Annotated in this window: 16 protein-coding genes and 1 other annotated feature (1 of these 17 cut by a window edge); of the genes, 9 read left to right on the plus strand and 7 right to left on the minus strand. The window is 54.4% G+C overall.

All coding sequences use genetic code 11. From position 1 onward, the window contains the following. Positions 1–175, plus strand: a binding site (T-box leader) (it extends 111 nt beyond the left edge of the window). Between the two features lie 171 nt (positions 176–346). From KTE_RS17150 to asd, 4 genes are all read left to right on the plus strand, one after another. Beyond that, on the plus strand, positions 347–1,492 hold the full coding sequence (locus KTE_RS17150) for a homoserine O-acetyltransferase (RefSeq protein ID WP_201382908.1): 1,146 nt from the start codon (positions 347–349) through the stop codon (positions 1,490–1,492). A gap of 36 nt (positions 1,493–1,528) precedes the next feature. After that, positions 1,529–2,854 (plus strand): homocysteine synthase, encoded by a 1,326-nt coding sequence (locus KTE_RS17155; RefSeq protein ID WP_201382910.1) that lies wholly within the window; start codon positions 1,529–1,531, stop codon positions 2,852–2,854. A 102-nt stretch (positions 2,855–2,956) separates the two neighbouring features. Next, positions 2,957–4,474: an aspartate kinase gene (locus tag KTE_RS17160; protein WP_236600460.1), complete on the plus strand. Its 1,518-nt coding sequence runs from the start codon at positions 2,957–2,959 to the stop codon at positions 4,472–4,474. Between the two features lie 27 nt (positions 4,475–4,501). Beyond that, complete coding sequence (asd, locus tag KTE_RS17165) at positions 4,502–5,584, plus strand: aspartate-semialdehyde dehydrogenase (RefSeq protein WP_201382912.1); 1,083 nt, start codon at positions 4,502–4,504, stop codon at positions 5,582–5,584. Positions 5,585–5,700: 116 nt separating this feature from the next. Here asd and KTE_RS17170 read toward each other — a convergent pair whose 3' ends face one another. The 3 genes from KTE_RS17170 to KTE_RS17180 all read right to left on the minus strand — a co-directional run bounded on the left by KTE_RS17170 (position 5,701) and on the right by KTE_RS17180 (position 9,488). Beyond that, positions 5,701–6,729 (minus strand): DUF2207 domain-containing protein, encoded by a 1,029-nt coding sequence (locus KTE_RS17170; protein WP_201382914.1) that lies wholly within the window; start codon positions 6,727–6,729, stop codon positions 5,701–5,703. A 168-nt stretch (positions 6,730–6,897) separates the two neighbouring features. Beyond that, entirely contained in the window at positions 6,898–8,226 is a 1,329-nt protein-coding gene (locus tag KTE_RS17175) for a S8 family serine peptidase (RefSeq protein WP_201382916.1), read from the minus strand. Between the two features lie 8 nt (positions 8,227–8,234). Continuing rightward, positions 8,235–9,488: a S8 family serine peptidase gene (locus tag KTE_RS17180; protein WP_201382918.1), complete on the minus strand. Its 1,254-nt coding sequence runs from the start codon at positions 9,486–9,488 to the stop codon at positions 8,235–8,237. Positions 9,489–9,920: 432 nt separating this feature from the next. Between KTE_RS17180 and KTE_RS17185 the strand changes: the two genes are divergently transcribed. Beyond that, positions 9,921–10,934: a CHAP domain-containing protein gene (locus tag KTE_RS17185; protein WP_201382919.1), complete on the plus strand. Its 1,014-nt coding sequence runs from the start codon at positions 9,921–9,923 to the stop codon at positions 10,932–10,934. A 79-nt stretch (positions 10,935–11,013) separates the two neighbouring features. Here the strand turns inward: KTE_RS17185 and KTE_RS17190 are convergent, their stop codons facing one another. Further along, positions 11,014–11,343: a DUF5522 domain-containing protein gene (locus KTE_RS17190; protein ID WP_201382920.1), complete on the minus strand. Its 330-nt coding sequence runs from the start codon at positions 11,341–11,343 to the stop codon at positions 11,014–11,016. A gap of 604 nt (positions 11,344–11,947) precedes the next feature. After that, positions 11,948–13,126, minus strand: a complete 1,179-nt coding sequence (locus KTE_RS17195; RefSeq protein WP_201382921.1) for a thiolase family protein — start codon at positions 13,124–13,126, stop codon at positions 11,948–11,950. Between the two features lie 269 nt (positions 13,127–13,395). Between KTE_RS17195 and KTE_RS17200 the strand changes: the two genes are divergently transcribed. From KTE_RS17200 to KTE_RS17210, 3 genes are all read left to right on the plus strand, one after another. After that, a complete protein-coding gene (locus tag KTE_RS17200; RefSeq protein WP_201382922.1) occupies positions 13,396–14,316 on the plus strand; it encodes a translation initiation factor eIF-2B in 921 nt (306 codons plus the stop codon). Between the two features lie 167 nt (positions 14,317–14,483). After that, positions 14,484–15,935, plus strand: a complete 1,452-nt coding sequence (locus KTE_RS17205) for a gamma-glutamylcyclotransferase family protein (RefSeq protein WP_201382924.1) — start codon at positions 14,484–14,486, stop codon at positions 15,933–15,935. Positions 15,936–16,116: 181 nt separating this feature from the next. Then, positions 16,117–16,410 (plus strand): GYD domain-containing protein, encoded by a 294-nt coding sequence (locus tag KTE_RS17210; RefSeq protein ID WP_201369536.1) that lies wholly within the window; start codon positions 16,117–16,119, stop codon positions 16,408–16,410. Positions 16,411–16,536: 126 nt separating this feature from the next. Here KTE_RS17210 and yvcK read toward each other — a convergent pair whose 3' ends face one another. Next, positions 16,537–17,574, minus strand: coding sequence for a uridine diphosphate-N-acetylglucosamine-binding protein YvcK (yvcK, locus tag KTE_RS17215; protein ID WP_201382926.1), 1,038 nt, complete (start codon positions 17,572–17,574; stop codon positions 16,537–16,539). Positions 17,575–18,032: 458 nt separating this feature from the next. Here yvcK and KTE_RS17220 point away from each other — a divergent pair, with 458 nt between their 5' ends. Beyond that, positions 18,033–19,151: a tetratricopeptide repeat protein gene (locus KTE_RS17220; protein WP_201382928.1), complete on the plus strand. Its 1,119-nt coding sequence runs from the start codon at positions 18,033–18,035 to the stop codon at positions 19,149–19,151. Between the two features lie 90 nt (positions 19,152–19,241). Here the strand turns inward: KTE_RS17220 and KTE_RS17225 are convergent, their stop codons facing one another. After that, on the minus strand, positions 19,242–20,126 hold the full coding sequence (locus KTE_RS17225; protein WP_201382930.1) for a hypothetical protein: 885 nt from the start codon (positions 20,124–20,126) through the stop codon (positions 19,242–19,244). Between the last annotated feature and the right edge of the window lie 62 nt (positions 20,127–20,188).

The following is a 20,188-nucleotide window of genomic DNA, read 5'->3' on the forward strand; positions in this document are numbered from 1 at the left end:
GAAAAGGTTGCGCACAAACTGTGCGGGACCGAGTAAATCGAGCCGTGTGGCTACGTTATCAGCCAGAGTGCCCCACAAATGTTATCGTGGATTCTATGGCACTCGTCGAGGTTGACGCTGTGAAGCGTTGACAAATCAGGGTGGTACCGCGAAGACGTTTACCCTCGCCCCTGGAGTGGGTGAGGGTGTTTTTTTATCCTTCACCCTTCGGGTATAGCATATGAATACAGTGTTTCTGCTGCATAAAGTCAGAATAAGTGTAGTGTTGTGGCATGGGCGTTCTCGCTTAAGCGATAGCAAGCAAGGACGCAAGTGATAGCTGGCAACCAGAAGAAGGAGCGCATGAATGGTAGCACAGATAAACTATACCAAAAGGGTTTTGACTCCAATTCGTGAAGAACAGAGCACCGGCACCTATACCCTGGATCGTTTGTCCTTGCAGCGTGGGGGACTCCTGGGACCAATCACTGTGGCATATGAGACCTGGGGTACGTTAAATGCTCTGGGAACCAACGCTATTCTTGTGACCCACGCCCTGACAGGGGACACTCATGCCCATGATAGCGAGCATCCTGATGATACCAAGATTGCATGGTGGAACCCCTTGATCGGTCCGGGACGCCCCATTGATACCAATCGCTATTTTGTGATCTGTTCCAACGTACTGGGCGGTTGTAGTGGAAGTACTGGACCAGCCTCGGTTGATCCTCGTACTGAACATCCTTATGGTATGCGTTTCCCGATTATTACTATTCATGACATGGTGCGCGCGCAGCATGCCCTGATGGAGCACCTGGGGGTGCGTCAACTGGCTGCCGTGTATGGCGGTTCGATTGGTGGGCAGCAAGCCCTGGCCTGGGCTGTGTTGTATCCAGAAATGGTGCAGCGTGTGGCCGTCATTGCGGCCTCTGGCAGCCTTACTGCCCAGGGAATCGCCTTTAACGAGGTGGCGCGCCAGGCCATTATGGCGGACCCACAATGGAACTGCGGCGACTATGCTCCTGGTCGCGGTCCCGCTACCGGCTTGAGCATCGCCCGTATGCTGGCGATGATTACCTACCAGAGCGAGGAATCGATGGAGCAGCGCTTTGGGAGGCATGCAGCTCGCAGAGAAGAGGTGACATCACCAACAGCCCATCCCAACCTGGGTGGACGTTTCGATGTCGAGAACTACCTCTACCATCAGGGCGAGTCCCTGGTGCAGCGCTTTGATGCTAATAGCTATCTCTACCTGAGCCGGGCGATGGATCTCTTTGATATCAGTGAGGGCTTCTCCTCACTGGATGCAGCCCTGGCGCGTATTCGTAGCAAGGCGTTATTTATAGGTATTAATTCTGATTGTCTCTTCCCGGCCAGGCATGTGCGGACGCTTGCTGAGAGAGTGCGCCAGCTTGGTGGGAACGCAACATATATTGAATTAAATTCACCTCATGGACACGATGCCTTCTTGAAAGAGTGGGCACAAATGACTGTGGCATTACAGCAGCTTTAAACGTTTGGCTAACAGCTTCTAAGGAGTACGACTATCATGGCTTTGAACAGTGATCGTGAGTATGGTTTTGAGACACTGTCGCTTCATGCAGGTCAGGAGACCGCGGACAAAGCAACGAATGCCCGCGCGGTCCCTATCTATCAGACAAGCTCGTATGTCTTTGACAGCCCTGAACATGCCGCCAATCTCTTTGCCCTCAAACAGTTTGGCAACATCTATACTCGTATTATGAACCCCACTCAGGATGCCTTTGAGCGCCGTGTGGCGGCGCTGGAAGGCGGCGTGGGCGCGCTCGCAACCTCTTCGGGCCAGGCGGCCGAAACATTGGCGATTCTCAATATCGCGGGCGCTGGTGATGAAATTGTATCGTCCGCAAGTCTGTATGGTGGGACATACAATCTGCTGCACTATACTCTGCCCAAGCTGGGTATTACTACGCATTTTGTCGATAGTCGTAATCCTGAAAACTTCCGCGCGGCTATTAACGCGCGTACCAAGGCTATTTTCGCGGAGACCGTGGGAAATCCCCGCCTGGATACATTGGATATTAGCGCCGTGGTCGCGATTGCCCATGAGCATGGCCTGCCACTGATTGTCGACAATACGCTGGCAACGCCCTACCTGGTCCAGCCAATCAAGCATGGCGCGGATATTGTGATCCATTCAGCGACCAAGTTTATCAATGGACATGGTACCTCCATCGGCGGCATTATTGTCGATAGCGGTAAATTTGACTGGGCGGGGAGCGGGCGCTTCCCCGGACTGGTTGAGCCTGATCCCTCTTATCATGGCCTGCGCTATGTGGAGGCGTTTGGACCCCTGGCTTATATCCTCAAGGCACGTGTACAGCTACTACGTGACCTGGGTGCGGCAACAACGCCGTTTAACTCCTGGCTCTTCCTGCAGGGTCTGGAGACGCTGGCCCTGCGCATGGAGCGCCATAGCCAGAACGCGCTGCGCATCGCGGAGTTCCTGCAGTCGCACCCTGCTGTAAGCTGGGTGAGCTATCCGGGCCTGCCAGATCATCCACAGCATGAACTGGCGAAGAAATACTTCACTCATGGGTATGGAGCGATCCTTGGCTTTGGCATTAAAGGCGGTGTTGAAGCAGGCAAGCGCCTGATTCAGCATATCGAACTCTTCTCGCACCTGGCGAATGTGGGCGATTCCAAGTCACTGATTATTCATCCCGCCAGCACCACACATGCGCAGTTGACGCCTGATGAGCAGATTTCAACGGGCGTCACGCCAGATTTCATTCGCCTCTCGATCGGTATTGAGACGGTTGAGGATCTGATTGGCGATCTGGACCAGGCGCTGAAAGCGGCTGTGAGCGGCGTTGAAGAATTGTCAAATGTATAGCAGATGAGGATTCGTGAGCGGGAAGACTACTCCACGGTTAAGGGGTTAGCCTCCCGCTCATGAAGGGCGGCAGGATGCCTTGTTTGAGGGACGGTAAAGAAAATGCAACACGCGGTTTGTGTTCTCAAGTTTGGTGGAACCTCTGTTGGCAATGGTGAGCGTATTCGGCAGGTAGCGAAGATTGTGGCGGATCATGTCGTCGAAGCGCGCAGTGGCAAGGATAGCCCCACGCCTGTTGTGGTGGTCTCGGCGATGTCAGGTGTGACCGATCAATTGCTCCGCCTGGCCCGCTATGCCTGTACTGGCACGAATGAGGAGTGCGCGCGCGAGCTAAAGCAGTTAAAGCAGAAGCATTTTGACGCTGCCGCCGAAGTGGTGGAGGAGCGCGAGCACCAGGCTCAACTCCTGGGCAACCTGCTTTCGACTCTTGAAGCTCTGGAGCGAGATGTGAAGGCGCTCCAACTCGTTGCCCAGCAGGGGCAAGATGTCACGCTGCGTACCGCGGCTGTTGCGTCCTATGGCGAACGTCTCTCGGTTTTGCTGGTTGCCGCGGCTGTGCGCGACCTGGGAACAGCTGCGCAGGCTATCCAGAAAGAGATTATTATCACCACTCCTCCTCAGCTTAATGATGGCACTCAGTCCTTTGGAGTCGTTGTGGGTGCCGAACCCTTGCCGAGAGAGACCGCTGAAAACGCGCATGCTCTGATTGATCCCCTGCTTGCGGAGGGAGTGACCCCCATAGCCTGCGGTTTTCTTGGCCGGACCCTCACAGGCTATGTTACAACGCTTGGGCGCAATGGCTCGGATTACTCGGCGACGGTTATCGGGGCGGCTCTTGATTGCCAGGAGGTCACGATCTATACCGATGTGGATGGCGTACTGACAACGGATCCCCGTTTGATCGCGAACGCGCGTTTACTGCCACACTTGAGCTATGCTGAGGCGGCTCGCCTCTCCTGGTTTGGCGCCAAGGTGCTACACCCTCGCACCTTGATTCCGGTGGCCCCGCGTAACATTCCGGTGCGGGTACGCAACACGTTTCGCCCGCATCTGCGTGGTACGGTGGTTGGGCCAGTGGTGAATGGTGTCAATGGCTTAAGTGGGGCGCGAGCGATTACCGTCCGCCGCAATCTGGCGTTAATTACGATGGAGAGCACGAATCTGTTTGGCGCGCCAGAGAATGCAGGCCAGGTCTTTGAGCTTGCCGCACGCGTGGGGGCGGCGCCTATCGCTATTTGTTCATCCTCGGGTCACCACCTCTCGTTTGTCGTGGAGGAGCAGGCAGCGGATTCTATTATTGCGGCTCTACAGCATGATATGGGTGATTGGCTGGTGCGTTGTCGGCGTGCCCTGGCTGCCTGTGCCTGTATCGGGTCAGGCTTTGTCTCGGATCCAATGAGTCCCGCTCATGCCGTCGCCGCGCTTGCACATGAGCGCATCCTGGTCATTGCTCAAGGTTCCTCTGAGCAGGGGATCACGCTTATTGTGGAGGACAGTGCCAGTGTGCGCGCGTTGCGTAGCCTGCATCGTGAACTGATTGCACCTGTTATTCCCCTGGTGCGCCATGAGCAGCCTGCCACGAAAGCATCATCGCTTACTACCTCGGCGTCTCGCGCTTAACGCGCTCTCTGGTTTAGGAAATCAATTATGGCTACACAGACTTACAAGCGTATCCCGGTCGCGGTTCTGGGAGCGACTGGAATGGTTGGACAGCGTTTTATTGATCTGCTTCAGGGGCATCCCTGGTTTGAACTGGTGGCCCTGGCGGCCTCAGAGCAGCATGGTGGGCGTGCCTATAGTGAAGCCACGCGTTGGCGCCTGCCCAATAGCGAGATGCCCGCGGAGGTTGCGTCCCTGCCAGTGGTGCCCTGTCGTCCGGAGGCGTTACCAGGTGTCAAGGTTGTGTTCTCGGCCCTGCCGGGCGAGGTCGCAGGTGATATTGAGGAGGCCTTTGCCCGCGCAGGCGTGGCGGTCTTTAGTAATGCTAAGAACCATCGTATGGCTCCCGATGTACCTCTGCTCATTCCTGAGGTAAATGCGGATCATATCGCGGCTATCGCTTTCCAGCGCAAGGAGCGTGGCTGGCCTGGCTTTATTATTACCAATGCCAACTGCTCGGCGACCCCTCTGGTAATGGCTCTAAAGCCATTACAGGATGCCTTTGGGGTACGCAAGGTGCTCCTGACAACCTTGCAGGCTATCTCGGGTGCTGGCTATCCTGGCCTGCCCTCCTATGACATCCTCGATAACGTCATCCCCTATATTGGTGGCGAGGAGGAGAAATTGGAGAGCGAGACTCGGAAGATGCTTGGCTCCTGGCAGGAAGGCCAGGGCTTTGTCGATGCTCCTGTGGCCGTTAGCGCGCATTGTACGCGTGTCTCTACACGCGAGGGCCACCTGGAGTGCGCGAGCGTTGAACTGGAGCGCGAGGCAAGCCCTGAAGAGATTATCGCGGTCTGGGAAAGCTATCGCCCCTTGCCACAGCAACTGGACCTCCCAAGTGCTCCTGAGCAGGCGCTGATCTATCGGCGCGAGGTTGACCGTCCCCAGACAGTACGTGATCGCGACGCTGGTAAGGGGATGAGCGCGGTTCTGGGTCGACTCCGTCCCTGCCCGATTTTTAGCTACAAATTCGTGGTGCTGGGGCACAACACCATTCGTGGCGCGGCCGGCGGCTCCGTGTTAAACGCGGAACTCTGCTATGCACAGGGACTTCTGGCCGATCTCTAACGCTCAGCTGTAGGGGCCATGCTTGCATGGCCTTGTGCTATCCGCCGCGAGGAAGTCCAAGCCAGCTTGGACCCTACAATTTACTTATCGCGCCGTCTATAAAGCCAGCTAGCAATCTAGCTGGCTTTACTAGCACCTCTATCTGTTATTCTTTTACTGGTTGTTGTCCCAGCATAGCCGCTCGTCCCGCCCCCGGTGCTCCCTGTTGTATGTGCCGCGACCATAACGGTGGTAAAGGCGTTGAAGCTCTCTGCACGCTCCGTTTCAAAGTGCGTAAACCAGGCTGGGATGGATGCTGGCTCCTGCTGTTGGAAGCAGCGTACCCACTGGCGCAGTAAGCCATAGCTGGTGGCATAGGGCAGGTAGCGGTCAAAGAGGCCAGGCTCTGCGTTCATATGTGCCTTCGTGCTTATGGCAAGCAAGTAATCGCTAAAACTGCGGCTGGCCTGCGCGGCCTCGGCCCCTCGATTACTCAGGGGAGAGTAGTACAACATAATGAAGAATGATAGCGTGCTGACAGCAAGCAGGCCGAGGGCGGGAAAAACAATTGGCCAGATGACCGAAGTAGAACCTACAAGCAAACCGGCGATAACGCCTACCAGAGAGAGCAAGAAGAGCGCCAGACTCACGCGCCCGAAGCGCTGGCGTATCTGCTGGCGTTCGGGGTCGAGGAAGCCGTGCGCCTGTAGCTCAACTCGTAGCGGCGTGGTGAATGCGTTGGGCTGGCGTTTATACACTTTCGAGAGTTCGCTGAGTGGTAGCTCGGTTCGTTCTATGCCGAAGAGCACGTTAAGGAGTCCCTGTTCCGAGGCGGAGAGTTCGCCTGTGTAGGGCTGTTTCCTGAGCGCGAATATTTTATACTGTGTAGATTTGGGCGGGGGAACCTCGGCAAAACTGAGGGCCCCTTTCTGTGCCAGGTCAAAAAGCGTGGCAAGCACCTGCTTCCAGCCTGGATTGGGATTAACCTCCAGCAGCATCCCACTGAGCGCGGGCGAGAGATCCCTGGGTGGCTCGGTAAGAGTAGAGCTACTCAACGAGGTGCGACGGCGATATTTCCAGCCCAGGAAACCAACCAGCACCGAGCCAAGCAGGGCGACCAGGCCGCCCAGTAGAAGCATGGGTGTCCAGAGAGCGTTTGTTGTCATGCTTTTTCCCTAATAGTGGTAGTGAATACGTGCTTTTTTGAGTAGCATAGCGTGCATAGTCCTAAAGCGCAAGCGTGCTTTAAGGAGGCGGAACGAAATGGTGTTATGGTGGCGGGCATCCGCCCGGCCACCATAACACCATTTCTGCATGTGAGTCGAGGTGTATGACTATGAAGTTTTCATGGCCTTGACGAGTGCGGGAACCAGTTTATCGGCTTTGGGTGTGCCCAGGCCGGTGACGGGATCCCAGCCCTTGATGGCAGGATAGCCTCGGACACGGGCGCCCTGATTGGTATTGTCGCCCAGGATGACATCATTGAAGAGGTGGTCATACTGATCGGATGCCGCCAGCTTATACAGCGTCGGGTTGATAAAGCCCAGCGGGTGACCCGCAGCCTGGTTGGCGAGCGCCATGATCGCGGCCCAGAGAGGCGCACTGGCGCTGGTGCCTCCAGCCATATTCCAGTTGCCCTTGCGGTAGAAGGCCAGGCCACTATAGGGATCAGCATCGCCTGAGACATCGGGAACACCACGACGCCCTTGTAGCTGCTGCTGAATACTGGCTGACAAGCCCTGCTGAAAATCGGGGATTTTAAAGAAGAGGCTGAAGCCGCCTCCACTCCCACTCCAGGCTTGCTCGTTTGCTCCGGCTGTGTTGCCAGCTTTGCGGTTGACGGTTGTTCCTCCCACGGCGGTTACCCAGGGAGAGGAGGCGGCAAAACTGGTCGCGGGCACGTTGCCCATCTTCTTGTTATCGTCCGCGTAGTCGGTCGCGCCCTGGTCGCCAGAGGAGTTAAAGTAGGTGATGCCCATCTTAGTGGTTCCTTTTTGTAAGAGGGTATCCCATTGTTGAAGTTCTTGCTGGCTTGCACTGTCCTTGAGCGTTAATTCGGAGGCGCCCCAGCTCTGGGAGACAATAGAACCAAGGTTGTGGTCCATCACATATTGCTCAAGCGCGCGGAACTCGGGTAGGCCAAAGGTGCCCTCGGTCTCGGCTACCGGACTCACCAAAACGACGATTTTGGCTTCGGGAGCCATGGCATGGATAATCTGTACATCCAGGGTGGTCTCATCGCCCCAGCCATCTTTGTCACCGTGGGGATCCTTCTCGGGTACATTAAGAGGCGCAATGACCTCGAGATTGACGGGTGGGAGGCCAAACGTTTTGTCGAAAACGTCCATGTCTGCCTTCAAAGTAGGGCTGCCGAAGGAGACGATATCAATAATCGTCTGCCCTTTTCCCGTGAAGCCCTGATCGATCAGGGATTGGATGCCGTAGACCTGGCGCATGCTATAGGGCGTCAGGCAGCTTGAGATGCGCGCAAGTGGTTTGGGACAGGTCGTACTCACGTTGGTGAAGCGATTTTTTCCCGTGGCGGAGGTATCGCTCTGCCCTGAATTCGATGTACCCGTGGTGCTTACGGGATACTCACAGGAGAGCAGCATGAAGCTTAAAAGTAGCAAGATGCAAGCGCCCCGTAGTTTTGATAGTCGCATGACTCCTCCTATTTTGTGGTCGCGGCCAGATTGCGAAGTAGTGAAGATCCTTTGGGGGTGCCCAGTCCTGTAACTGCGTCCCAGCCAGGGACCGCTTGAAAGCCCTTGACGTTTACCGTCTCTCCACCTTTGGTGCTCTGGTTACTATTGTCCCCAAGTGTCACATCATGAAAGTTTTGTTGCTCTCCCGTCCCCTGGCCCAGGCTGTAAAGCGTCGGATTGATAAAGCCGAGGGGATGGCCCGCGAGCTGATTGGTGATGGCCATAAGTCCCGCCCATGTAGGTGTGCTCGCACTGGTTCCACCCGTCAGCGACCAGTGCCCATTGTAGTAGAAGCTCATGCCCGTAGAGGGATCAGCATTCGCAGAGACATCAGGCAGCCCGCGCTGTCCACCAGATTGCGTCTGTATGGATGAAGGCAGGACTTTCTGATAGTCTGGCTGCGTGAAAAATTTGCTAAAGCCGCCCCCGCTTCCAGGCCAGGCGCGCTCTATAGTTGCCCCTTGACTGCTGGCAAGGGTTGTTCCCCCTACAGCCGTTACCCAGGGAACGTCGGCAGGAAAGGTCACATTGCGTGCATTAACGAGCTTCGTTGAGTTCAGGTCCGCGAAATCGGTCGCGCCCTGATCGCCCGCCCCCACAAAGATCGTCCAGTGATCTTGCAGGGTTGCTTGTTTGTAAAAGTCCGCGTAGCTTTTGATGAGCTGCTGCCCAGCCTGGTCGGCAAGAGTAGCCTCAGATGCGGCCCAGCTCTGAGAAAATATCTGCCCCAGGTGATGATTGACCGCGTACTCTTCGAGCCGCTTAAACTCGGGCAGCCCTTGCACGCCCTGCGTCTCACTCACCGGACTTGTCATCACGACGATATTGGCCTCGGGGGCCATAGCATGGATGAGCTGCACATCCAGGGTTGTTTCAGTTGCCCAGCCCACCATGTCAGAGTCCTGTGCGTTGAACGGCACGGTTCCTAGTGGTGAGAGGATTTGCACACGGGATTGGGGTAGCCCAAATTGCCGGCTGAACGCATCCAGGTCTTTTTGCAATGTGGGACTGCCAAAGGAGACAATAACCACAACTGTCTGACCTTTTCCGGTGAATCCCTGTTTGGTAAGAGATTCTACATCATATGCCTGGCGAAGGGTATAGGGGGTATGGCATCCCTGATAGTTTGCAAGCTCTGCCGGACAGGTGGTGATGGCCTGGTCTACAAAGCCTGATACTGCTGATGGCTGAGAACTGGCTGTCGCGGTCCCTCCATCCATACTTTTTGAGAAACCAGCAGTTGTACATGCTGCCAATAAGAAGACGAGAAACAAGAACAGTATGTAGCGACACACGCGGGAAATCATTATTTTTGAGTACTCACTTCCTGAAAACCTTGCCACGTATAAAAAAATTGACCACCCCTCTTATTATATCCTACAACCTTTAGCTTGACCCGCCCTCAGCGCGCTTTCCTCTCTTGTGACTCTATCTGTATTTCGATAAGCGTTTTTTAGAGGATTTCCATGCATTTGCTGATTTTTAGCTTATGGTTGAGAAGCTAACAGATATTAGGACTATATGCCTACATATACGAAGTCAACTTGACCCTTATGGAGATACTCGGGTAAAGTCAAAAAAGATGCTGAAGGGCTGGGATGTTGGGTAATGGAAAAAAAGCAGCGCGTTTTGAAGAGTGAAGGAAATATTGTATGTCGTCTACGGATCAGAAATCAGAGAAGTTTACGCAGCAGCGCAACGATAACAGCTCATTCTTGTCAAACAGCGCAAGGAATGAACCGTATGTAGAGCAAGCCGCTTTCCCCGAGCGTCCCGCTTCAACGGATGCGTATTCCAGAGACTTCTTTGCACCCGGTGAGACTCCCTATTTTCAGACCGGGTCTATGCCTACCCCACAAGCTAGCGGTGCCTTATTTGATACAGGTGCCAATCCTCGCGCGACGCGTCAGCTTTCTCTTGATGTGCAGAGCAGGACTGGCCAGTTTCCGGTCACCAAGAGCAATACCACGGCCCTGCGCGTCCCGGTCGTCATCGCGGGTTCTGGCAAGCCTTCAACTGGTATGCGACCCCCTAAGGGGAGGCGCATGGTGGTGCATATCGCAGTCACCGCGCTGTTAATTTGTATTATGGCAGGTACCCTATTGGCGGTCAGTGCGACCCAGGCTCCCGCGCAGATAGGTCCGAATGGCATTGCCAAATCCCTGAGTAATCTCTTTGATAATAAAGGCGACAATAGCGCCTCGTTGCCTGCGCAGGCGGCTACAGCTACAGCGGTAACGCAGGATGGCTTTGATCCGGGGAACAAAACATATGCGGGCGTGACCAACACGGGCCCAACGCTTGGAGATAGCACGAGTAATCACTTTTTCCAGGGTCAGTGTACCTATTGGGCAGCCTACCGCTTTCACCAGTTGCATAATGTCTGGGTGCCCTGGTATGGTAATGCCTGGGAGTGGGCTGGCCAGGCTAGCGCCTATGGTTGGAAGGTCTCTTCTATGCCAACTGTTGGCGCCATTATCGTCCTACAACCCAACGTACAAGGGGCGGGCGGTTATGGCCACGTCGCAATTGTTGAGTCGATAAATTCCAATGGAACGGTGCATACCAGTAACTATAACTGGTACGCGGCCGGTGGCGGCTTTGGCATTCTCTCCTACTGGGATTTCTCCTATCCCAGCTCAGGTGTCTCTTTCGTCACCTTATAGAAATGGTCGCAAGATGTAGCCCAAGCAAGAAGAGGGGACTGGCTAAGCTGCCAGTCCCCTCTTCTTGCTTATGTGCTTCTCATCGTTCCTGCCAGTGCTCTAGTAGGCCGCGATAGTGGGCGACCATGCGTTGATGGTAATTGATGTTGGTTTCCGGGTCTCGTGCCAGGGCGGCCTCATGTTGTTTGAGAAGGAAGCGAGCAGCGGCCAGGGAACGTGGGGCGACGCGCATACGGCGGACGTGTTCTGCCGGGATGGGTTTCCAGGTAGGATCTTCGCGCCAGTTGATATACGGGCAGTTGCGACAACGACTCGCGCAGCAATAGCCGCGACGGATCAAAAAATCGCGTGTCGCAATATATAAACCCTCCTCTGTAACGATCCAGTCATCGGTATTATATGTGGCCATGGGCGCGTCTATCCTTGTCTATCAGTCTGGTCAAGTGGTTACATTCATGGGCCAGAAAGTCCCTGTGATGTATCCAGGGGATGAATGGCCCTTCCCTCTTGTTTTTGATGAGAACCTATGATGTACTCATCAATACAAATGAAGCTATTGCAAAGAGATTCGTCTTGTAGACGATGAGGCATGATACCCACCTCACGGTCGGTTAAGCTTCATACACCACAAGAAACGTGGTTGGTACCGTAGGGCATACGGAAACCTGAGAACTTCGGTTCTTGCAACGCTTCTGGACAGGCGGACCTCTACGCTCTGAGGAGCGATCCTCAGAGGGCAAGTCCTCTGGATGAAGGAAGAATCCTCTGGATGTATCCAGGCGGAGTGTCAATCGCTTCATATGCGTGGTACCATGCGTCGTTGCTTCGTATTGTAACATTGATCTACAACCAGGATGCGCCAGAGTCTATTAATCCTAGGAGGTATGAATGCTTCTTCTTTTGGCGTGTCTTCGTGCTTGCAACACTTAGGAAATAGGAAATAAGCTGTGTGGTGGTCTGCTGGTCGGAGCCAGCAGACCACCACACAGCTTATTTCCTTATCGGGAAGGGGATCAGGAGAGGCGTTCAATGATCATGGCGTTGGCCATCCCGCCACCCTCGCAGATCGTCTGGAGACCATAACGACCCTGGCGGCGCTCTAACTCGTGCAGCAAGACGGTGGTCAGGCGCGCGCCTGAGGCTCCCAGGGGATGGCCTACGGCAATCGCACCTCCATTGACATTGACCTTATGCAGGTTGGCCCCGGTCTCGCGTTGCCATGCCAGGACAACGCTGGCAAAGGCCTCATTAATTTCTACCAGGTCCATCTCATTCAGGGTCAGGTTGGCTTTCGCCAGCACTTTACGCGTGGCGGGAATGGGCGCGGTAAGCATGTAGATAGGGTTGTCGCCCGCGAGGGAGAAGGCAACGAAGCGCGCGCGTGGCGTATAGCCCAGGCGCTCGGCCACATTACGTTCCATGATGAGGACGGCGGAGGCGCCATCGCTAATCTGGGAGGAGTTTCCCGCGGTGATACGTCCATTGGTCTGGAAGGCTGGCTGTAAGCTCGCCAGTTTCTCCAGGCTGGTATCGGCGCGAATGCCTTCATCTTTGCTAAAAAGAGCGGTTGGGCCATCGGCCTGGTGCACGGGTACCGGAACGATCTGTGAGGTGAAGTAGCCTTCGGCTGTGGCTCGTGCCGCTCTCCGATGGCTTTCAAGACTATACGCATCTAGCTCTGCGCGCGAAAGCTCCCATTTTTGCGCAATCAGGTCGGCGCTAATGCCCTGGTGAACGAGCTTATTATCATAGCGCGCTTTCATCTGGGGCCCAAAGGGCGCTCCTGGCCCCTGGCTGGAGGACCCCATAGGTACCCTGGTCATGGATTCGACACCACCCGCGATGACGATGTCATAGGCACCGCTTATGACGCCCTGGGCCGCGAAGTGAATGGCCTGCTGGCTGGAGCCACACTGTCTATCAACCGTCGTACCAGGAACACTCTCGGGAAAGCCTGCCGCCAGCGCCGCGTTACGTGCGACATTCAAGCTTTGTTCTCCAACCTGGCTAACGCAGCCAACAATGACATCCTCAATAAGTGAACTATCGAGCCGGGTGCGCTCGATGAGTGAGGCAAGCACGTGTCCCAGCAAATCAACAGGGTGCCAATCCTTGAGCTGTCCATTGCGTCTTCCAATGGGAGTGCGGATGGCTTCAACAATAACTGCATCTCGCGACGCCTGAATGGTCATGAACGCATCCTCCTGTGTGCTACATTGCACAGAACAAAACGAACCAGCCTTCGACGCTTTTGTGTATGGCAAGGGCGAGACTGGATGATGGTACGCTCTACGGGCAAAAATAAGATGCATAGAAGAGAGAGCAATGCTTCTTGGACTTCAAATATACAATAACACAAATGCGATCTACTTTGCTGGAGATGAGGGTTGGTTTGCTATACTGAGGTGACCGATAGACGGGGATTTATGTGTATTTGCCGTGAGCATAGTGGGAGGAAGCAATGCAACAGTTTTTTGAGCGAGCCGAACAGATTGTAAGAGACCGAGACCATGGCTCACGCTGGTTGGTGCGTGAAGCGGTGCTCCTGCTGCGCAATCTGGCTATGGAGCAGTCTGCGAACCCGCAACAACAGGTGGAGACTCTCTTTGCGGTGGGGTGCAGGCTGGCATTTGCGCGGCCCGCGATGTCGGCCTTGCCCAGCGCGGTCAGCCGTGTCCTATGCTCTGCCCATGGGCCAGAGACTGATGTTGCGGTTATCGCGCAGAAGGCGACAGACTTTCTGGAAGCATATGACGCGGCTATCAAGCAGATTGTAGAGCATGCACGGCCATTTCTACATGGAAATGTACTGACGTGTAGCCTCTCGCATACGCTGGTTGAGGCGTTGGAAGCATGTCGTGAGCGCGTCGAGCAGGTCTATGTGCTGGAGGGTCGTCCACGCTATGAAGGCCGAACAATGGCGCAGCAACTGGCCCTGGCGAACATTCAGGTGACCTTGCTAACCGACGCCCAGGCCGCGATTTTTCTCCCCCAATGCCAGTGTGTGGTGGTTGGCGCGGATAGTCTCCTGGTGGATGGCACCGTGTTGAATAAGGCTGGAACCGCTTTGCTGGCCTGGGCTGCTCAGGGGTATCAGGTGCCTTTGTATGTGTTATGTGAAACCCTGAAGATTTCGTCCCGGCGTTGGAGCGATGACCCGGCACAATTTGCGGAGAGAGCGCATTTGTTGGAGGAGAAAGAGGCCAGCGAGGTCTGGGATCAGCCTCCAATCGGGGTGACGGTGCGTAATTATTACTTCGATGCGACGCCTGCAAAGCTGGTTCGTGCCTGGCTGACGGAGCGTGGTAGCTTAACTGTGCCAGAGATCGCCAGCATTGCTCACGAGACGCAGCAGGCCATACACATGCTTGAGCAGAGGTAAAGCTTATGACGCACCTTTTTCCAGATACTCCTGTAGTCCTATTTATTTGGTAAAATAAGGAGATAGCTGTATTCTGATATACAGAACGCCACTTATTTGGCAAGCATTTATCGCGCAATTATAGTATGCACTTTGTAGAGATGGGGATGTGGATGAAGGAGAGTGCTGTGGAGAACCCACAAAAACAGCCGGAGAAAGCCGAGGCTACCCAGGAAGAGCATCAACTCAAGCCAGAGAATGCGGAGACAATCTCGATCATTCGTAGTAATACACCACGACCGCTCAGGGTCGGACCCGGCTTTATTATTTCAGAGCAGAGACTGCCCGCAGGGCTTCCTCTCTCGTCACTGTTTCCCGCCAGTGCGCCAGGAGCGCCTCCGCTTCCCGAAGAGATGGCTCCTCTGGATGAGCAGACTCCTCTTAGCTCACAACCCGCGCCTGGAGCACATGAGCAAACAGCATCGGTTATGGAAGATAACCAGGAGTTTGTCTGGCTCTTTGAGTATGCGTTGGAAATGGATGCAACGATGCTCAATAGTCCAGAGGGACTGAATGGGCAGGCCTTGCTCTATGGACCTGCGGTACTCAAGGGCTATCATATTCTCTTTGGCATGACTCCTGGCGATGGGAACAATGGGGAAGGCAATGGTCGGACCATCGCGACAGTCGTTCCGGGTTCTGGCAGAGAGAGCGAGGTCTGGGGCGTCCTCTATCGTGTTCCACGGAGCTTGACCCTGCGTAGCAGCAGCGCGCCTTCGCTCTTGGACGTGGTCCATGGAGCCGTTCCGCCTCATCAACTCTTTCATCCAGTCAAAGCCACAGTCCATGAGACGTATCGTGGCCGTGATGTATCCTGCATTGTCTATATTGCAACCGAGCGGGTGCGCCAGCAACTACGTGTATTTTCGCCCTCGTCACACCCAGTCGGTGCGGCGTTTGTGCAGCGCGTCGCCGCCATTGCACAGCGTCAGAAGCTACCCGAAGCCTATCTCAATACCTACCTCCTACCACTCGCGGCGCCAGTGAGCATGCCAGAGCGTCCATCTGATCGCTCGTTTCTGGGTGTGCCTCTCCCAGTGACAAAACTCAACTCACAGACCGTTCCCTCCCCTGTGACATCGTCGAGTCTCTATTCCTCGGTACCCCCCTCCTCGCAAGCCAGAATGCCCCAGCCTCCGCAGATGGCATCCTGGTTTGTGGGTTTTGCCTGGTATCTCTCGGCGCTCTTTCTCGGTGTGCTTTTCTGTGCCTTCTGTCGCGGTTTTGGCCCGGGAAGCGCGTTTCTTGTCGATAATGCGACCCTGTTAGGGGTTCCCTGGCTGGTGTTTGTATATGGCCTGTTGGGGGGCTGTATAAGCTGCCTTATTTCGCTTGGCCGATTGTCTCAGCGCTCGATGGCATTGCTCACTATGCGCCAGGATTCTATGGTCGTAATTATTACCTGGTTTGCGCGTCCATTTATTGGGGCTGTGTTGGGCCTTCTTGTATACCTGTTTCTGGATAGCGGTCTCTTCCAGTTTGAGGGAGTGTTGACGACGCATCCCGATATCGCGTTTTTATGCGCGGCCCTGGCCGGTTTGTGTGAGTATAAGCTGTTCCACACCAGGCATCTGCGGTAGCGCGATCCAAGGTGACTTCGCGTATAGCTCCCGCTGGGTCGTGGAATGCTGGTCTTGTTGTACCTGTGTTTGTATGGCTTATTGGGGAGTACAATGAAACATGTAGAAGATAGTTTTGGCGAATATGGCTCTCACTCTATTTGGGCTTTAGTATGTAAACAATGCACATGGAGGGAGCGGCATGCCCACGTATATTAGCCTGGTGAATTTGACTGAGCAAGGTTTTCAGGAGGCCAGAAGTGCCCCTGAGCGCCTCCAAGCCTTCGAGACAGCTGTGCGGGAGGTCGGAGGGAGGCTTGTTGGTTTTTATCTCGTGATGGGACAGTATGATTATATCGTCATCACCGAGGTCCCAGACGATCAGACCGCTACGCGCCTTATCTTAGGTACCATTGCCCAGGGCAGCATGCACACGCAAACCATGCGGGCTTTCCCTCGTGAGGAGTTTGAACAGATTGTGCGTGGCCTCTATTAGTTAGACTCTTCACCAGGCTTGTAGGGTCCATGCTGGCATGGACTGCGTCTCCCAGCAGATGGTTACTGGCCTGCGGGGCGAGGGAGTCCATGCCAGCATGGACCCTACAAATCTTATGCACTTGCTCTACTCGTGAAGGTCTGGACCCTGGAAGATGGCGCGTACCAGGCGTTCAGGATCATGGCGTGCCAGGGTGTCACCCTCGAAGTTGAGCTGCTCAGTGGTTATATTGGGCACCAGTTTGCTAAGGCGATTGTGGTCGACGCTCACTGGCTCGCTTCGCTCCTCCAAATATTTGGCGCGCAGGTCTGGAGAAAAGGTTCCGGTATTGACGATAACCCGGTCGACGCGCGCTCCCAGGTAGCGATGAATTTCATTGACAAAATCTGAGGCCTTATAGCCATCTGTTTCGCCATGCTTGGTCATCAGGTTGCAAACATAGACCTTCTCGGCTTCCGACTCACGAATGGCTTTGGCAATATCAGGCACCAGTAGATTGGGGAGGAGGCTGGTATAGAGGTCGCCCGGGCCAATAATGATGGTGTCTGCGCGGCGAATGGCGCGAATGGCCTGGGGACAGCCCGCCACGTTCTCAGGCATGAGGCGCAAGCGATGAATAGGAGAGAGGTCGGTGAGATTCTTCTTGCCTCGTGTGTCGATGACCGTCTCGCTACAGATGGTGCTTCCATCTTCCAGGTCGGCGCAGAGCGTGGTCGGTTCGAGGGTAACTGGTACGACATTGCCCGCTGTCCCCAGTAACTCCTGGGTGTCTTCAATTGCGAGTAACAGGTTGCCACCGTTGATATCTTGCAAGCCTTTGATAATCAGGTTTCCCAGGCTATGACCACTGACCCCTCCCTTGGCCTGTTCCTGCGCTCCCTCGTCATCTCGCTCAAAACGATGCATGAAGACTTCACGCCAGAGGGCACCATGACGCGCCAGCGCTACCAGGGACTGGCGGAGATCGCCCAGAGGAAGTTGCCGGTGAAACTCGTCCATAAGCATACGCGAACTACCACCACTGTCGGACATGGTTACAATCGCGGTGATATTGAAGGGGTATTTTTTCAGGTGGGATAACATGGAGAAGGTGCCTGATCCTCCCCCAATCGTTACAACCCGCCGCCCTTCAAAACGATCTCCCAATTGATAATAGCCTTGCATCGCTCGTCTCCTGGGGCTGGTTCTTGCAGCATTCTCTTCTGGTTGCTGTGTATCGTCTGTATACATGGTTATAATATCCGGTTTCTATACTGATTCCTCGCTTGCGGAGGAAGTGAGTTGCGTGCTTCTGTCTATGTGGGCCTCTATGTGTCAGTCTGTATACTTGCTCCTCAGTCTATCACGACCCTTGACGTCCTGCAAGGAAGCAGCAGACAAGTAAATGCAGAATCGGTGTAGATACTGTAAGTCCTACGTTCTTGTGTAAAAGTAAATATTAGGTTATACTGTGTGTAACGGGAATCTCTCTATCACTTTGTGGGCGCGGTGTTAGAGATGTAAGATCTCCCGTTTGTATTTTATTACCCCCTTTTATTGTAGTCTTTCGTTAGAAAATGCTTACTCCTTCGCATAGAAGTGTGTTATAATTCCACATATTTTTGTGTAGAAGAGAGGCGCTCATGACGAATAACCTGGATACGCAGTTAATATTGTATCGCGCTCATCTACAATTAGAACAAGGGCAACACGAGAGTGTGTTTGAGATCTTGCAGAACTGTGTTTCCCAGGATGACAAACAGCAACAGGAAGTTACCTATCTCTCAGGTTGGGCCTATGTGTTGGGCAAGCAATGGGGCGAGGCTGAGCGTATGCTCTCACCAATGCTAGATGCACAAACGCAAGAGTTCGGTCGTACTATTCAGTTAGAGCGAGAACGTATCGCGTTTTTCTTGCTTGTTCTGGGACTGGTAGCCAATTACCTGGCGTTCTATGAGGATGCCTCGCTGCACTTCTCCACGTGTTTAAAAGTACTGCATGTCCGGAGGATTCACCTGCCCAAGGTGCGGATGCAAGCGCGTTATTCGCTGGGAATGGCCAATCTCTTGAAGGGGCAACCCCAGGCCGCGCTCCAGAGCTTTACTGAGACGCTCAAGCTCTGCCAGCATTACCAGGAAACGGAAATGCCCGCCCGTGTATATCATGGCCTTTGTGAAGCCTACCAGGCTATTAGCGCGTATGAGCAAGCCTATGAAGCCGGGCAAGCCTCCCTGCTCCTCTATCAGCAACACTCCGATCATCAGCAGAGCGCCTCATTGCATCAAGCACTTGGACAGATCTGCTTCCATCTCGAAAAGTATCGTGAAGCGCGCGAGCACTATACTCAGGCGTTACAGGTGGGGCAGGAGATGCAAGATCTTCTATTGCTAACCACTAACCATGCCCTGTTGGCTGAATTATGCCTGGCTGAGCGCAGATTAGAGGAGGCCAGACACTATAGCCAGCTCGCTATGGCGCATGTCGAGCAACTGAGCAATCCTGCCATGCAGAGTAAGGTCTACGTGGCAATGGGGAGGGTGAGCTGCGAGGAAGCGATGCATATGGAGAGTGAGGCACAGAGGAGCCTGCTGGAGGCCACAGTCACTTATTTTAAGCAGGCACTTGAGGGTTTGAAGCGCATCCAGGCGCATCAGGAGATGGCAAATCTCTACAGCTTACTGGCGCAAACGTTAGAGCTGTTGGGGCGTGAAGAAGAGGCGTTATTGTGCTGGCGCTCGGGCTTTAAGGTCTTGCAGGAGTAGCCCGACGCTGCTGAGGCACGCGTCTACATATCATGGCGCGATGTTCCCCGTACCATGATATGTAGACGCGTGCTTTAGCAGCGTGGTACCTTATTCCGCCTTCAGGCGTAGCAGCATGATGCTATGCCAGAGGTTCCATATGCCAAAGAGCAAAATGGCGAAGGTGGTCAGCGTGGCTTGCCCCGTCGAAGGCGCGCTGGCGACGCCAACCGCGCTTCCGCTCAGCAGTGCTGCGACCGCCAGGGCCATATAGCTAAACCAGAGCCAGTTGCCAGGCCAGAGGCGCTTACCTGCGCGGGCAATCATAGCACCAAAGAACATGGAACTGATGGCAATCAGGCCAATGCTAATGGTATTGGTCGTAATGGTAAAGATGGCATCAAACGTCCCTATGTTGGCGGGCGTTTCTCCCGTTTGCATAAAACCATGGCTGGCGTTCAGGAGATAAATGGTCCCCAGGACTGTTCCAAGCACAAATAAAGCGATTCCAGCTGTTCCCGTCCAGACCGCAATGATCGCGAAGCCCTTGCCCCGCCAGGCAAATTCAGGCATCGTGTTCTCTTCTGTTGCCTCTTCTTCAGGCTCAATTTCGTTGGCTTCGGCCTCTTCTTCAGCGAGCTCTTCTAGCTCTTCATTTTCTTCTAGCTCTATCTCGGCTTCGGCAATACTCTCCTCATCGGGCGAGCGGCCCAGGATTTCTTGCGCTACAATAATGCGATAGAGCGTATAAGGCATGGTGAAAAGAATGGCAAAGGCAATAGCGAGCAAGCCGCGATAAATAACAAAGAGCGGCGTGTGGTTGCCAAGCCAGAAGAGATAATCGTTGAGATGACCCATGGTACGAGTATCACTAAAGCCAGTGGGGTTCAGCACCAGCACCTGGTAGAGCGGAATTGCTACCAGCAGGAGGAGCGAACTCACCAGGTAGTAGAATCCGTTAGTGCGTAGTCGTGCTAATAAGCTGCGCTTTCTCATGAGTGCCTAACCTTCTTTTTTCTTATGTCGCATCATAGAGTATCGCAGAAAAAAGCAATCTT

Origin of the sequence: Ktedonobacter sp. SOSP1-85 (assembly GCF_016587415.1) — a bacterium.
GTDB lineage: Bacteria > Chloroflexota > Ktedonobacteria > Ktedonobacterales > Ktedonobacteraceae > Ktedonobacter.